The 14220-nt window shown below is 66.1% G+C and carries 14 protein-coding genes; 12 read left to right on the forward strand and 2 right to left on the reverse strand.

The genetic code is table 11. The features are described 5' to 3' along the window. Positions 1–228 precede the first annotated feature (228 nt). Positions 229–453, reverse strand: coding sequence for a DUF1127 domain-containing protein (locus tag B4A72_RS05825; protein WP_292953993.1), 225 nt, complete (start codon positions 451–453; stop codon positions 229–231). Between the two features lie 341 nt (positions 454–794). Between B4A72_RS05825 and B4A72_RS05830 the strand changes: the two genes are divergently transcribed. From B4A72_RS05830 to murD, 9 genes are all read left to right on the forward strand, one after another. Continuing rightward, positions 795–1892 (forward strand): Mrp/NBP35 family ATP-binding protein, encoded by a 1098-nt coding sequence (locus B4A72_RS05830; protein WP_292978219.1) that lies wholly within the window; start codon positions 795–797, stop codon positions 1890–1892. 624 nt (positions 1893–2516) lie between these two features. Then, complete coding sequence (locus tag B4A72_RS05835; protein ID WP_292953983.1) at positions 2517–3032, forward strand: division/cell wall cluster transcriptional repressor MraZ; 516 nt, start codon at positions 2517–2519, stop codon at positions 3030–3032. Between the two features lie 3 nt (positions 3033–3035). Next, entirely contained in the window at positions 3036–4004 is a 969-nt protein-coding gene (gene rsmH / locus B4A72_RS05840; RefSeq protein ID WP_292953982.1) for a 16S rRNA (cytosine(1402)-N(4))-methyltransferase RsmH, read from the forward strand. Beyond that, positions 4004–4348 carry a cell division protein FtsL gene (gene ftsL, locus B4A72_RS05845; RefSeq protein ID WP_292953980.1) on the forward strand — a complete coding sequence of 115 codons (345 nt, stop codon included), beginning with the start codon at positions 4004–4006 and terminating at the stop codon, positions 4346–4348. The genes rsmH and ftsL overlap by 1 nt, the downstream gene beginning before the upstream one ends. Beyond that, positions 4345–6177 (forward strand): peptidoglycan D,D-transpeptidase FtsI family protein, encoded by a 1833-nt coding sequence (locus B4A72_RS05850; RefSeq protein WP_292953978.1) that lies wholly within the window; start codon positions 4345–4347, stop codon positions 6175–6177. Before ftsL ends, B4A72_RS05850 begins: the two co-directional genes overlap by 4 nt. Continuing rightward, a complete protein-coding gene (locus B4A72_RS05855) occupies positions 6174–7673 on the forward strand; it encodes a UDP-N-acetylmuramoyl-L-alanyl-D-glutamate--2,6-diaminopimelate ligase (protein ID WP_292953976.1) in 1500 nt (499 codons plus the stop codon). Before B4A72_RS05850 ends, B4A72_RS05855 begins: the two co-directional genes overlap by 4 nt. Next, positions 7670–9031, forward strand: a complete 1362-nt coding sequence (locus tag B4A72_RS05860) for a UDP-N-acetylmuramoyl-tripeptide--D-alanyl-D-alanine ligase (protein ID WP_292953974.1) — start codon at positions 7670–7672, stop codon at positions 9029–9031. The genes B4A72_RS05855 and B4A72_RS05860 overlap by 4 nt, the downstream gene beginning before the upstream one ends. A 4-nt stretch (positions 9032–9035) precedes the next feature. Continuing rightward, positions 9036–10118, forward strand: a complete 1083-nt coding sequence (mraY, locus tag B4A72_RS05865; RefSeq protein ID WP_292953972.1) for a phospho-N-acetylmuramoyl-pentapeptide-transferase — start codon at positions 9036–9038, stop codon at positions 10116–10118. A gap of 73 nt (positions 10119–10191) precedes the next feature. After that, complete coding sequence (gene murD, locus B4A72_RS05870; RefSeq protein WP_292978220.1) at positions 10192–11595, forward strand: UDP-N-acetylmuramoyl-L-alanine--D-glutamate ligase; 1404 nt, start codon at positions 10192–10194, stop codon at positions 11593–11595. 200 nt (positions 11596–11795) lie between these two features. On the opposite strand, the gene B4A72_RS05875 is transcribed toward murD, so the two are convergent. Continuing rightward, positions 11796–12581, reverse strand: coding sequence for an enoyl-CoA hydratase (locus B4A72_RS05875; protein WP_292953968.1), 786 nt, complete (start codon positions 12579–12581; stop codon positions 11796–11798). 56 nt (positions 12582–12637) lie between these two features. On the opposite strand from B4A72_RS05875, the gene B4A72_RS05880 reads away from it, so the two are divergent. The 3 genes from B4A72_RS05880 to rpsI all read left to right on the forward strand — a co-directional run. Beyond that, positions 12638–13060 (forward strand): PaaI family thioesterase, encoded by a 423-nt coding sequence (locus B4A72_RS05880; RefSeq protein ID WP_292953966.1) that lies wholly within the window; start codon positions 12638–12640, stop codon positions 13058–13060. Positions 13061–13263: 203 nt separating this feature from the next. Next, complete coding sequence (rplM, locus tag B4A72_RS05885) at positions 13264–13728, forward strand: 50S ribosomal protein L13 (protein WP_292978221.1); 465 nt, start codon at positions 13264–13266, stop codon at positions 13726–13728. A 2-nt stretch (positions 13729–13730) separates the two neighbouring features. Continuing rightward, positions 13731–14220: 30S ribosomal protein S9 (gene rpsI, locus B4A72_RS05890; protein ID WP_292978222.1), on the forward strand; the 490-nt coding region annotated here is incomplete at its 3' end.

Below are 14220 nucleotides of genomic sequence, written 5' to 3' on the forward strand. Positions count from 1 at the left end.
CGTCGCATCGGTTTGCCGCAGAACAAGGCGGCTATGGGGTGCGGCGCGGGCCAGGGAGGAGCGGGCCTTCGCCGCGGACGGCAGCCGTGGGAGGAGGAATGGGCTGCCGTGTGCGGTCGCCACGATCGACGTGGCTATGTTCTTTGGCGGCGACCTCCGGGGAGGAGGAGAGGAGGTCGCCGCTGATCCCGACCCAGGGAGGAGGAGAGGGCCGGGAGTTCGAATTCCTTACTTCGCTTCGCCCCAGGCCGCTTCGTGGGCCAGGCGGGTGATCATCGACCGGTTGATCCCGAGGTCGTCGAGGTCACGCGCCGTCAGGGCGTTCAGTTCGCGAACGGTCTGCCGATAGACGGCGCGACGGGCGCGGTTTTCCTGCATCCGCTGAACCGCATTCAGCAGGCGGGTCCGCAGGCCGGTTTCGGCAACGTTCTGAGCCTGAGCGATAACAGCCATGATATTTTCCTTTCACATCTCTCGCGGCTTGCACCCGACCCGGATGGTCCGGTGCTTTCGATGACCCAAAGATGGCCCCTATGCTGCGGATGCACAATGGACGGTTTTCAAATGCTGCCATGCAGCGACCGCAAGGCTCGGCCAATTTATTCATGATTATTAACGCCATGAAGAAGCAGAAAATTCGATCTCAAGTTGACGTTTGCGATAACGCTGCATCGGCAAAAAGGTCCATTCCTTGGTGGGTTGCAGGTTCTGCGGACAGATTGTCGCGGGGGTGCTTGCCCCGGTGTCGGCGATGCTTCATGGTCCCGGAAAACCCAGAGCAAGAGCCTTTCGCCATGCCGACAGATCGCGAAGTTGCCCTAGCGGCAATCGCTGACATAGCCCTTCCAGACGGCCGCACGCTGGGCCAGGCGGACCTGATCCGCGCCTTTGCTGTCGAGCGCGATACCGTGAGATTCGTCCTCGAGGTGGCGGATGCCGAGGCCGCACGGGCGCTGGCCCCGGTCGAGGCCGAGGCGCGCCGGCGGCTGGAGGCGTTGGATGGCGTCGCGAAGGCGCAGATCGTGATGACCGCCGCGGCGTCGAAAGGGCAGCCGGCACGCAGTTCCGGCGGCGGACAGGACGCGCCGCCATCCTTGCAGGTCGGACGCCACCCCACCGCACAGGCGGGGCCGCAGCCGATCGCGGGCGTCAAGCACATCGTCGCCATCGGATCGGGCAAGGGCGGTGTCGGCAAATCGACGGTCTCGGCCAATCTGGCCGTGGCCCTGGCGCGCGCGGGCCGCAAGGTCGGGTTGCTGGATGCCGACATCTATGGGCCCTCGCAGCCGCGCATGATGGGCGTGTCAGGCCGGCCCGCCAGCCCCGATGGGCAACGGATCGAGCCCTTGCGCGCGCATGGGGTCACGGTGATGTCCATCGGCCTGATGCTGCGCGAGGGCGAGGCGGTCGTCTGGCGCGGCCCGATGCTGATGGGCGCGATGCAGCAGATGTTGCAACAGGTGAACTGGGGCGAACTGGACGTGCTGCTGATCGACCTGCCGCCCGGCACAGGCGACGTGCAGTTGAGCCTGTGTCAGAAAGCCTCGGTCAGCGGGGCGATCATCGTCTCGACGCCGCAGGACGTGGCCTTGCTGGATGCGCGTCGCGCCATCGACATGTTCAACAAGCTCAAGGCGCCGATCCTGGGCCTGATCGAGAACATGTCCACCTATATCTGTCCCAATTGCGGCCACGAGGCGCATCTTTTCGGCCATGGCGGCGTGGCCCGCGAGGCCGAGATGCTGGGCCTGCCCTTTCTGGGAGAGATTCCGCTGGAACTGGAGGTTCGTCTGGCGAGCGATTCGGGCCGGCCCATCGCATTGGGCGAGGGTGCGGTCTCTGATGCCTATGCCCGGCTGGCCGACCGGCTGGTTCAGGCCGGAACAGCCTGAAAGGGCGGCCCCTGGGAATGTCCGGGATCGCCCCGCGAAAGGGGCTGGGACTGGATGGGACCGCTCCGAATCTCCCCCTCCCGCATTCGTGATTCGGCGTGATTCCCGCGGTCTTTTCCGTGAATCGGCCCTGCCAATCCTGCCCTTGCGCAACCGCTTGATGCGGTTTTTGCCCTGATGTGGGATTTTCCGCCACACCTCATCGATCGCTAGATATGGTGCCGGTTTCGCCGCTTCTTACCAGAAGGAGTGCGAATCGGAGCGTGGCTTTGCCAAAAGGCTGGAATAGCTGTGTCCCGTCGACAATTTTCTGCAATCATGGGGTGAAGAATTCCATTGCTTCCCATGAATTCCCATGTCACAACAGGATCACGAAGACGGGCAGTGAAGGGGCGTCAAGACCCCTCGAGGCGAAGCAGGTTTCATACAGGCACCCGTTTTCCAAACAAGACCGTCCGCGCGTGCGAGCAGCACCTCCCCCAGGTGGCGCGCGACAGGGCGGGAAACCCCGAAAAGGGGCCCAGTCGATGGGAACGAGGGCGGCGGATCGGGCAGTGGCAGCAGCCCGATCCGCCCTTTCTCTGTCGGGCGGACGGCACGGACGGACAGTGAGGCGGGACACGGGTGGCGCGCAAGTTCAGAGGCACCGACAGCGTCAGGATCGACGGGAAGGGGCGGATGTCCATCCCGGCGCGCTTTCGCAAGGTGTTCGACGCCGGAGACCCCTCCTTTGCCACCAGCAATACCGGCCGCACCCAACTGGTCGCGGTCTATGGTCCGGACTGGTGGAACTGGCTTGAACTCTACACCATCGAAGCCATCGAAGAAATCGACCAGCAGATCGACAGACTGACCCGCGGCAGCAACAAGCGCCGCTGGCTGGAGCAATTGATGAACGGCCAGTCGGTGGATTTGGAGATCGACCGAGAGGGTCGCCTCGTCCTGCCCCAGAAGCTGCGCGAGAAACTGGGTTTCGACAACGGGGTCGAGACCACCTTCGCCTCGCATGGCGACTACATGAAGGTCTATCTGCCCGATTCGCCGCCGAAGGATGTCGAGGAACTGGAGGATTTCGCCGCCTCGAAGGGCCGCGGATTCGATCCCCGCGTCTTCCTGTCGGAAACCGGCGAGGAGGACTAGCCGATGGGACAGCCGCATGTTCCGGTCCTGCTGAAGCCACTTATCCGGGCGGTCGCGCCGGTCGGCGGACGGTGGCTGGACGGCACCTTCGGCGCGGGCGGCTATGCGCGCGGTCTGCTGGATGCCGGGGCGCAGGAGGTGATCGGCGTGGATCGCGACCCTTCCGTCTTTCGCATCGCCGAGGGCTGGGCCGGGCAATACGGCGACCGGCTGCGCCTGGTTCAGGGCACCTTTTCGGATCTGGACCGCCTGGCCGCTGAGCCGCTGGACGGTGTCGTCCTGGACCTCGGGGTCAGTTCGATGCAGCTGGATCAGCCCGAACGCGGTTTTTCCTTCCTGCGCGACGGGCCGCTGGACATGCGCATGGGCGGCGACGGACCCTCGGCCGCCGATCTTCTGAACGAATCGGACGAGGCCGTGATCGCCGATGTGCTGTTCCACTATGGCGAGGAGCGCGCCTCGCGCCGGATCGCGCGCGCCATCGTCGCCTCGCGTCCGCTTGGCCGCACCGGGCAGCTGGCCGAAATCGTCGCATCCTGCCTGCCGCGCGCCAAGCCGGGCCAGAGCCACCCGGCCACCCGAAGCTTTCAGGCGATCCGGATCTGGGTGAACGACGAATTCCGGCAACTGGTCGAGGGCCTGTCGGCGGCCGAGCGCGCTTTGAAACCGGAAGGATACCTGGCCGTGGTCAGTTTTCATTCGCTGGAGGACCGGATCGTCAAGCGATTCATGCAGGCGCGGTCGAACAGCGCCGGCGGCGGCAGCCGACACGCGCCGGTCAGCGACACGGCGCCTCCGGCCTTCCGGCTGCCGTTCCGCCGCGCCATCGGACCCGACCCCGACGAGATGGCGGTCAATCCGCGCGCACGTTCGGCGCTGTTGCGCGTTGCCATCCGCACCGAGGCGCCCGCGGGCGAGATCGGGGCAGGGGCGCTTGCGATGCCGCGACTTCCCGCGAAAGGCGGTGCCTGATGCGGTCGCTGACCTATCTTGCCTGCGTGCTGACCGTCATGGCCCTGGCCTTCTGGGCCTACCGCGAAAACTATCGCACCCAGGCCGCGATCGACGATATGGGGAAAATCCGGCGCGAGATTGCCGGGCTGCGCGAGGATCTGGGCGTCCTGCGCGCCGAATGGGCCTATCAGAATCGCCCCGAAAGGCTGCGTCAGCTGGTCGATCTGAATTTCGAGCGCCTGCTGCTGGTGCCTCAGGAAATGGGGCAGGTCGTGGAATTGGGTCATGTCGACTATCCCAAGCCCGCCGCGCCTGTCGAAGAACCGAACGTCGATCCCGCCTCCGAGGAGCAAAAGCCATGATCCGAACCCCCCTGCGCCCTTTGGCCCGGATCCTTCGCGCCCGCGAGCGGGGCGAGAACCCGGACGAGATCGAGGCCGAGAACCGTCGCCGCCGTCACGAGGCGATCCAGGACAAGGCCCGCAGGCGGGCCGAGGGACGGCTGGTCCTTCTGGCCGGCTGTTTCGTGCTGGCCTTTGGCACCGTCGGCGCGCGCATGGCGGCGCTGGCCAACAGCCAGCCCAGCGAGCCACGGGCCGAGGTCATGTCCTCGCAGATCATGTCGCAGCGTGCGGACATCGTCGATCGGCGCGGGCGGGTTCTGGCCACCAATCTGCTGACCTATTCGCTTTATGCCCGTCCGCAGGACATGATCGACCCGATCCGCGCGGCCCAGGGGCTGACGAAGGTCTTTCCCGATCTGGATCTTGCGCGATTGACCAAGGATTTCACCGGCAAACGCAAATTCCTGTGGATCAAGCGCAAGATCAGTCCCGAACAGATGCAGGCGGTCCATGATCTGGGCGAACCGGGACTGCTGTTCGGCCCGCGCGAGATGCGGATCTATCCCAACGGAAACATTGCCAGCCATATCCTGGGAGGATCGCGATTTGGCAAGGAGGGCGTCAGCAGCGCCGAGGTGCTGGGCGTGGCGGGCGTCGAGAAGGCGTTCGACGGCTGGCTGCGCGATCCATCGAACGAGGGCGCGCCACTGGAATTGTCCATCGACCTGACCGTGCAGACGGCGCTGGAGGAGGTTCTGGCCTCGGGGATGAAACTGATGAGCGCCAAGGGCGCCGCCGCGATCCTGATGGAGGTCAAGACCGGCGAGATCGTCGCCATGGCCAGCCTGCCCGATTTCGACCCGAATAACAGGCCACGGCCGCTGCTGAAGGGTGATCCGTCGGACAGCCCGCTGTTCAATCGCGCCGTTCAGGGGCAATACGAGCTGGGCTCGACCTTCAAGATCTTTCCGGTCGCGCAGGCGCTGGATCTGAAGCTGGTGAACCCGAATTCGATCATCAATACGACCACCCCGATGAGGTTCGGGAAATATCGGATCAACGATTTCGACGATTATGGCCCGCAACTCAGCGTGACGAGTGTCATCGTGAAGTCCTCGAACGTGGGCACGATCCGGATCGCACAGCTTCTGGGACCGGATCGGCAGCGGGAATTTCTGAAACGGCTTGGCCTGTTCGAGCCGTCGCCGATAGAACTGGTCGAAGCGCCAACCGGTCTGCCGCTGGTGCCGTCGCGCTGGCCGCCAGTGACGGCGGCGACCGTCGCCTATGGCCAAGGCATTGCCGTCAGTCCGCTGCATCTGGCCTCGGCCTATGCAACGATCGGCAATGACGGAATCAAGGTCACGCCGACCCTGATCCGCGGTCGCAAGCGCCCCGAGGGCGAACGGCTGCTGTCCACCCGCGCCGCGCAACAGGCCGTCGCCATGCTGCGTCAGGTGGTCGTGCGCGGCACCGCCACCCGGGCCGAGGTCGAGGGATACGAGATCGGCGGCAAGACCGGCACCGCCGACAAGCCGCGTCCATCGGGCGGCTATTATAAAAACAAGGTGGTCTCGAGCTTCGCTTCGATCTTTCCAACCAGCGATCCGCAATACGTGTTGGTCGTGACGCTTGACGAGCCCTCGATCACCACCAATTACGGCGGCGAAAGCCGCACCGCGGGAACGACCGCGGTGCCGGTGGCGGCAGAACTGGTTCGGCGTCTGGGACCGCTGCTGGGGCTGGAACCCAGGACCGAAGAAAAGCTGCCGGTCTTTGCCGCCCGCTACCAGCCGCGTGTTGAATCGGCTGCGGACGATGGGATAAAGCTCGTCGCGAACAAATGACGGGTGAGATCGTGGGGCAGGGCAGAAAGACGCTGGCGCAACTGGGCCTGCGGGCCAGGGATGGGCTGGATCCCGCGATCACCGGACTTTCGCTGGATAGCCGGACGGTCAGGCCGGGCCATCTGTTCGCCGCCCTGCCGGGATCGGCGATGCATGGGGCGGAATTCATTCGCTACGCCCTGCGCATGGAGGCGGCGGCGGTGCTGACCGACCGCGCCGGGGCGGACATCGCGGCCGGGGCGCTGGCCGATTGGGATGGCGCGCTGATCATCGCCCAGGATCCGCGCGCGGCCCTTGCCGGAGCCGCGGCCCTGTGGTTCGAGACGCAGCCGCGTCATGTGGTGGCCGTCACCGGCACATCCGGCAAGACCTCGGTCGCCAGTTTCACCCGCCAGATCTGGCAGTCGCTGGGCCACAGTGCGATCAGCCTTGGCACGATGGGCGTTCAGGGCGATTTCGAGGCTGCGTTGAAGCACACGACGCCCGATCCGCTGACCCTGCACCGCATCCTGTCCGAGGCCGCCCAGGCCGGCGTGAGCCATGCGGCGATGGAGGCATCCAGCCACGGACTGGACCAGCGGCGTCTGGACGGTGTGCGAATCGAGGCGGGCGCATTCACCAATTTCAGCCAGGATCATCTGGATTACCATGCCAGCTTTGACGACTATTTCGCCGCCAAGGCATTGCTGTTCAATCATATTCTGGAAGAAGGCGAAGCTGCTGTCGTCAATGTCGATAGCCAGCGCGGCCGCCAGATGGCCGAAATCGCAACGGATCGTGGCCTGGCCCTGACCAGCATCGGCACGGGCGAGGACGCGATGCTGCGAATTCTGGGGCAGCGTTTTAACGCGACCGGGCAGGATCTGCGCTTTTCGGTCATGGGGCAGCCGCAGATGGTGCGCCTGCCGCTGATCGGCGGTTTTCAGGCGGAAAACGTGTTGGCGGCGATGGCGCTGGCCATGGCCTCGGGCGATGCGGCCGGGGATATCATGCGCGTTCTGCCCGATCTGCGCACCGTACGCGGTCGAATGCAACTCGTGGCGCAGCGCGAGAACGGTGCCGCGGTCTTTGTCGATTACGCCCACAAGCCCGGCGCGGTGATCGCGGCCCTGCAATCGCTGCGCCCGCATGTGATGGGCCGGATCGTTGTTGTCATCGGCGCCGGCGGCGACCGCGACCGCGCCAAGCGCCCACTGATGGGTGAGGCTGCCCGAGACCATGCCGACGTGGTCATCGTGACGGATGACAATCCGCGGACCGAGGATCCCGCCGCCATCCGCCATGCCATCCTGCAGGGTGCGGGCCCCGAGGCGACCGAGGTCGCCGACCGGGCCGAGGCGATCCTGCGCGGCGTCGATGCCTTGCAACCGGGCGATGCCTTGCTGATCGCGGGCAAGGGACACGAGACCGGCCAGATCGTCGGGCAGGATGTCTATCCGTTCGACGATGCCGAACAGGCCTCGGTCGCGGTCGCCGCGCTGGATGGCCGCATATGAGCCTTTGGAACGCGCAGGACGCCGCCGCCGCCACCGGAGGGCGAGCGCAGGGGAATTGGACTGCTTCGGGCGTGTCCATCGACACGCGCAATATGGCGCCCGGGGATCTGTTCATCGCGCTGAAGGATACGCGCGACGGCCATGAATTCGTGCAGCGCGCGCTGCAACAGGGTGCGGCAGCCGCCATGGTCAGCCGTATTCCCGAAGGCGTCGCCGCCGGGGCGCCGCTGCTGGTCGTGCCCGACGTTCTGCGCGGCCTCGGGGATCTGGGCCGGGCCGGCCGGGCGCGGATGGTCGGCAAGGTGGTTGCGATCACCGGCTCGGTCGGCAAGACCTCGACCAAGGAGATGGCGCGGGCAGCCCTGAGCGGGCAGGGGCGCATCCACGCGGCCGAGGCCAGCTACAACAACCACTGGGGGGTGCCGCTGACGCTGGCACGGATGCCTCCCACCACGGATTTCGCCATCCTCGAGATCGGCATGAACCATCCCGGCGAGATCGCGCCGCTGTCGCGACTGGCCCGTCCGCATGTGGCGCTGATCACCACCGTCGCGGCGGCGCATCTGGAGGCCTTCGGCGCGATCGAGGGGATCGCCCGCGAGAAGGGCGCGATCTTCGAGGGATTGCAGAATGCGGGAACCGCGATCATCCCCGAGGATCTGGAGGTGACGCCAATCCTGCGCGCCTGCGCGGATGCGGCGGGCGCGATCGTCGTGGGCTTCGGACACAAGGCGATGGCGCGGCTGGTCGGGGCCGAACCGGTCAACGGGCGCCTGCGGTGCCGCGCCCGGATTTCGGGCGAGACGGTCGATTTCACGCTGAACACGACCGGAACTCATTTCGCGCTGAACGCGGTCGGCGTTCTGGCCGCCCTGGCGGCGGCCGGGGCCGAACTGCATGACGCCGCCGCGCATCTGTCGGACTGGCAGACGCCGAAGGGCCGCGGCGCGGTCGAACAACTGTGCGGGTTCGAACTCATCGACGATGCCTTCAATGCCAATCCGGCCTCGCTGGCGGCCGGCCTGGCGATGCTGGCCGGCCTTCCGGGCCGCCGTCGGATCGCGATTCTGGGCGACATGCTGGAACTGGGCAACGACGAGGTGGCGCTGCATCGCGCTGTGGCCGTCGACCCGGCGATGCAGGCGATCGATCTGGTCCATTGCGCCGGCCCCCGGATGCGGCATCTGCACGAGGCACTGTCCGGTGCCAGGCAGGGCATCTGGACCGAAAGCGCCGCAGAACTGGCCGCGCGGGTGGACGATCTGGTCGCGCCGGGCGATGTGGTGCTGGTCAAGGGGTCGAAATCCTCCAGGATTTCGGCCGTGGTCGAGGCGCTGCGCAACAAGATGAAGGGATGACCCGATGCTCTACTGGCTGAGCAGCCTGTCCGAGGGCGGCGACCTCTTCAACCTTTTCCGCTACATCACCTTTCGCGCCGGCGCGGCTTTCTTTACCGCGCTTATCTTCGGTTTCATCTTCGGGCCGCCGCTGATCAACTACCTGCGCCGCACCCAGAAGAAGGGCCAGCCGATTCGCGACGATGGCCCCGAGACCCATCTGATCAAGGCGGGGACGCCGACGATGGGCGGGCTGCTGATCCTGTCGGCGCTGTTCGTGTCCACGCTGCTATGGGCGCGGCTGGACAACGGCTATGTCTGGATCGTGCTGACGGTGACGGCGGGCTACGCGGTGATCGGTTTCGCCGACGATTATTCCAAGATCAGCAAGATGAACACCAAGGGCGTGCCGGGACGGGTACGGATCGCGCTCGGGCTGGCGCTTGCCTTCGTCGCCTCGGCCTGGGCGATGTGGCTGCATCCGGCAGGTCTGAGCGGACAATTGGCGCTGCCGGTCTTCAAGGACACGCTGATCAATCTGGGCGTGTTTTTCATCCCCTTCGGCATGCTGGTCATCGTGGGCGCGGCCAATGCAGTGAACCTGACCGACGGTCTGGACGGACTGGCAATCATGCCGGTGATGATCGCCGCCGGCACGCTGGGCGTCATCGCCTATACGGTCGGCCGGGCCGACTTTACCGAATATCTGGGCGTCTACCACGTGCCGGGGTCGGGCGAGATCCTGATCTTCGTCGCCGCCCTGATCGGCGGAGGCCTGGGCTTTCTGTGGTATAACGCGCCTCCGGCGGCGGTCTTCATGGGCGATACCGGCAGTCTCGCCCTTGGCGGCGCGCTTGGCGCCATCGCGGTGGTGACCAAGCACGAGATCGTGCTGGCCGTCGTCGGCGGCCTTTTCGTGGTCGAGGCGCTCAGCGTCATCATCCAGGTGCTCTACTTCAAGCGCACCGGCAAGCGCGTCTTCCTGATGGCCCCGATTCACCACCATTTCGAAAAGCTGGGCTGGAAGGAACCGCAGATCGTGATCCGCTTCTGGATCATCGCGCTGGTCCTTGCGCTGATCGGGCTGGCGACGCTGAAATTGCGCTAGGCTTTGCCTTGGTGCAAATATCCTCGGGGGTCCGGGGGCAGACAGCCCCCGGCTTGAACTTCAGGTGTGACGGATGATCCCGGTACAGGGTGTCGAAAACCAGACGATCGCGATCCTCGGCCTCGGCCGGTCGGGCAGGGCCACGGCGACGGCGCTTGTCGCTGGCGGCGCGCAGGTCATCGCCTGGGACGACGGGGCCGATACCCGCGCGGCGGCCGAGGCCGAGGGGCTGCGCATCATCGATCTGGCACGCGATGACGCATGGTCCGGCGTCACCGCCCTGATCACCTCGCCCGGGATTCCGCATCTGTATCCCAAACCGCATCCGGCAATCGCGCGGGCCTATGCCCTTGGGGTGCCGGTCGACAACGATATCGGGCTGTTCTTTCGCAGCTTTGCCACCGCCGACTGGGACGGGTTCGACCGGGCGCCGCGCGTGATCGCGGTGACCGGATCGAACGGCAAGTCCACCACCACCGCGCTGATTCACCATATCTTGCAAGAATGCGGCCGGCCGACCCAGATGGGCGGCAATATCGGCACCGGCGTCCTGTCTCTGGCGCCGGCGACGGATGGCGAGGTGGTGGTGCTGGAATTGTCCAGCTATCAGACCGACCTGGCCCGCGCGCTGACCCCGGATATCGCGGTTTTCACCAACCTGTCGCCCGATCATCTGGACCGTCACGGCGGTCCGGGCGGCTATTTCGCGGCCAAGCGGCGGCTGTTTGCGGAAGGCGGGCCGGATCGTGCGGTGATCGGCGTGGACGAGATCGAGGGACTTTATCTGGCCGATCAGATGCAGGTGGGCCCGGCCGATGACCGGGTGATCCGGATCTCGGCCGGGCAGAAGCTGGACCGCGCCGCCTGGTCTGTCTTCGCGCGCAAGGGCTTTCTGGCGGAATACCGCAAGGGGCGTCAGGCAGGCTCGATCGACCTGCGGGCGATCAAGGGGCTGCCTGGCGCGCATAATCATCAGAATGCCTGCGCGGCCTATGCCGCCTGCCGCGCGGTGGGGCTGGCGCCGCGCGATATCGAGGCGGCCCTGAACAGCTTCGCCGGCCTGCCGCATCGCAGCCAGCTGGTCGCGGAAATCGGCGGGGTGCGTTTCGTCAACGATTCCAAGGCCACCAATGTCGATGCCGCCGCCAAAGCCTTGCAAGCCTTCGATAAAATCCGCTGGATCGCGGGCGGGCTGGGCAAGGACGGCGGAATCGCGGGGTTGGTGCCGCATCTGGACCGGGTCGCGAAAGCCTATCTGATCGGTCATTCGGCCCGCGACTTCGCGCTGGAGATCGGCCAGACCCCTTGCGAGATCGCCGAGACGATGGAGCAGGCGGTGGCCCGTGCGGCGGCCGAGGCTCAGCCCGGCGAAACGGTGCTGCTGGCGCCCGCGGCGGCCAGCTTTGACCAATATCCGAATTTCGAGAAACGCGGCGAGCATTTCACCGCGCTGGTCCAGGCACTGACGGCGCGCTGACACAGCCCCGACGATCCGCGCGATGGCGGCGGGCGTTGCAGATGCGGTGCGCGCAACAGCCGTCTTGCGGCCCGGGCGGAAAGACCCTGCAATTGCAGGGTTTTTGGCCGCACAGCCCGTGCACCGGGGCGACACAGGCTGTGCACAGGGCGTGCACAGCCTGCCAGGGCCGCGCGTTCGGGGGCCTGTTTCGGCGCGGATCAGGCCCAGTCCGGCGGCCGCTTTTCCAGGAAAGCCGTGATGCCCTCGTCGGTTTCGGGCAGCATCATGTTCGCGCACATCGTGGCGCCGGCGCTGTCATAGGCCGCGTCCAGCCCGAGGCGAAGCTGTTCGTGGAAGGCACGTTTGCCCATCCGCACGGCGGCGGGCAGTTTCGCGGCGATGGTCCGGGCCATGTCATCGGCGGTCTCGGCCAGCGCCTCGGGCGGAACCACCCGGTTCACCAGGCCCAGATCCCGCGCGCGCTCGGCGGTGATGAACGCACCCGTGGTCAGCATCTCGAAGGCGGCCCTGGGCGGCACCGCACGGCAAAGCGCCACCATCGGCGTGGAACAGAACAGGCCGATATTCACGCCATTGACGCCGAAACGCGCCCCCTGCGCCGCGATCGCGAGATCGCAGGAGGCGACAAGCTGGCAGCCGGCGGCGGTGGCGACGCCCTGGACCTGGGCAATGACCGGCTGGGGCAGGGCCGGGATCATCTGCATCAGGGCGGCGCAACGCGCGAAAAGCCGTTCATAGGCGGCGCGGCCGGCATCATCATCGGCCCGCGCCTGCTGCATCTGGCGCAGATCGTGACCGGCCGAGAACGCCTTGCCCTCGGCCGCGACGATCACCGCGCGGATCCGCCCATCGGCCTGGATGTCGCGGAAGGCCGCGATCAGCGTCTCGATCATCTCGAGCGAGAGGGCGTTGACATTGGCCGGGTCGTTCAGGGTCAGCCGCGCGACATGGCCGCTGTCCTGCCGTTTCACGAGGTCGGGCATCTTGATCTCTCCTGCTTTTGGCGAAAGCCTAGGCCCGGACGGGGCAGGGGGAAAGCATGGATCTGGCGATGGATGCGGCGGCGCTGAACGCGTTTCTGGCGCGGGACTTTCCGCAGGTGGCAGGCACGTTCCGTGTCGAACGGGTCGAGACGGCGATTCTGGTCACGCGGCTGCGCGTGGATGACAGCCACCTGCGCCCCGGAGGCACGATCAGCGGTCCCTCGATCTTTGCGCTGGCCGATCTGGCCATCTATTGCGCGATCCTGTCGCGGATCGGGCCGGTGGCGCTGGCGGTCACGACCAATGCCTCGGTCGATTTCATGCGCAAGCCGCTTTGCGATCGCGACCTGCTGGCCGAGGCGCGGGTGCTGAAACTGGGTCGCGTTCTGGCCGTGGCCGAGGCGCTGATCTTTTCGGACGGCGACAGCGCGCCGGTCGCGCGCTGTTCGATGACCTATTCGATCCCGCCACGGCGCTGAGGCCCAACCGCGAGGGGCGCCCGATGAGGCGGTCTTGTCATTTTCGGCCCGGTTTTCAGGCGGCCTTGTTGAGGTATTTTGATACCTATATCGCAAGCCATTGATATCGCGTCGATAAACGTCGCGAGGGGATCTTGATTTCCTGGCGCGAATCGCGGACAAGCCCGCATCCGAATTCCACAACCCGCAAGGGGCGATCCAAGATGAAGACCTATACCGCTAAACCGGCGGAGATCGAGAAGAAGTGGATCCTGATCGACGCCGAGGGCGTCGTTCTGGGCCGTCTCGCCTCGATCATCGCCACCCGCCTGCGTGGCAAGCACAAGCCGACCTTCACCCCGCACATGGACATGGGCGACAACGTGATCGTCATCAATGCCGACAAGGTGCAGATGACCGGCAACAAGCGCGACGACAAGAAATATTTCTGGCATACCGGCCATCCGGGCGGCATCAAGCACCGCACCGCGCGCCAGATCCTGGAAGGCGCCCATCCCGAGCGTGTCGTGACCAAGGCCGTCGAGCGCATGATCAGCCGCAACAAGCTGGGCAAGCAGCAGATGACCCATCTGCGCGTCTATGCCGGGACCGAGCACCCGCACGAGGCGCAGCAACCCGAGGTTCTGGACGTCAAGGTCCTGAACGCCAAGAACACCCGGAGTGCCTGATCATGGCTGAAGACATCAAGACCCTCGACGATCTGAAGTCGGCCGTCTCGGACGGCGATCTGGCCGTGGCCGAGCCCGCCCCCACGCGCGAGCCGCAGCGCGATTCGCTGGGCCGCGCCTATGCGACCGGCAAGCGCAAGGATGCGGTCGCCCGCGTCTGGGTAAAGCCCGGTTCGGGCAAGGTCACCGTGAACGGCAAGGACATCAACGACTACTTCGCCCGTCCGGTGCTGCAGATGATCCTGAAGCAGCCCTTCGACGTGGCCGGCGTCGCCGGTCAGTATGACGTGCAGGCGACGGTGAAGGGCGGCGGCCTGTCCGGCCAGGCCGGCGCGGTCAAGCACGGCATCAGCCAGGCGCTGCAACTGCACCAGCCCGGCCTGCGCGCGGCGCTGAAGGCGGCCGGTTTCCTGACCCGCGACAGCCGGGTGGTCGAGCGCAAGAAATACGGTCGTGCGAAAGCCCGCCGCAGCTTCCAGTTCTCGAAGCGCT

The sequence above is a fragment of the Paracoccus sp. UBA5162 genome (genome assembly GCF_002413585.1).
Classification (GTDB): Bacteria; Pseudomonadota; Alphaproteobacteria; order Rhodobacterales; family Rhodobacteraceae; genus Paracoccus.

Excerpts from the sequence above, each read along its gene's own strand:
- B4A72_RS05875 (WP_292953968.1), bottom strand. The coding sequence starts at position 12,581 with ATGCCCGACCTCGTGAAACGGCAGGACAGCGGCCATGTCGCGCGGCTG.
- murD (WP_292978220.1), top strand. The coding sequence starts at position 10,192 with ATGATCCCGGTACAGGGTGTCGAAAACCAGACGATCGCGATCCTCGGC.
- rsmH (WP_292953982.1), top strand. The coding sequence starts at position 3,036 with ATGGGACAGCCGCATGTTCCGGTCCTGCTGAAGCCACTTATCCGGGCG.
- B4A72_RS05860 (WP_292953974.1), top strand. The coding sequence starts at position 7,670 with ATGAGCCTTTGGAACGCGCAGGACGCCGCCGCCGCCACCGGAGGGCGA.
- B4A72_RS05880 (WP_292953966.1), top strand. The coding sequence starts at position 12,638 with ATGGATCTGGCGATGGATGCGGCGGCGCTGAACGCGTTTCTGGCGCGG.
- B4A72_RS05830 (WP_292978219.1), top strand. The coding sequence starts at position 795 with ATGCCGACAGATCGCGAAGTTGCCCTAGCGGCAATCGCTGACATAGCC.
- B4A72_RS05855 (WP_292953976.1), top strand. The coding sequence starts at position 6,174 with ATGACGGGTGAGATCGTGGGGCAGGGCAGAAAGACGCTGGCGCAACTG.
- B4A72_RS05825 (WP_292953993.1), bottom strand. The coding sequence starts at position 453 with ATGGCTGTTATCGCTCAGGCTCAGAACGTTGCCGAAACCGGCCTGCGG.
- mraY (WP_292953972.1), top strand. The coding sequence starts at position 9,036 with ATGCTCTACTGGCTGAGCAGCCTGTCCGAGGGCGGCGACCTCTTCAAC.
- rplM (WP_292978221.1), top strand. The coding sequence starts at position 13,264 with ATGAAGACCTATACCGCTAAACCGGCGGAGATCGAGAAGAAGTGGATC.
- ftsL (WP_292953980.1), top strand. The coding sequence starts at position 4,004 with ATGCGGTCGCTGACCTATCTTGCCTGCGTGCTGACCGTCATGGCCCTG.
- B4A72_RS05850 (WP_292953978.1), top strand. The coding sequence starts at position 4,345 with ATGATCCGAACCCCCCTGCGCCCTTTGGCCCGGATCCTTCGCGCCCGC.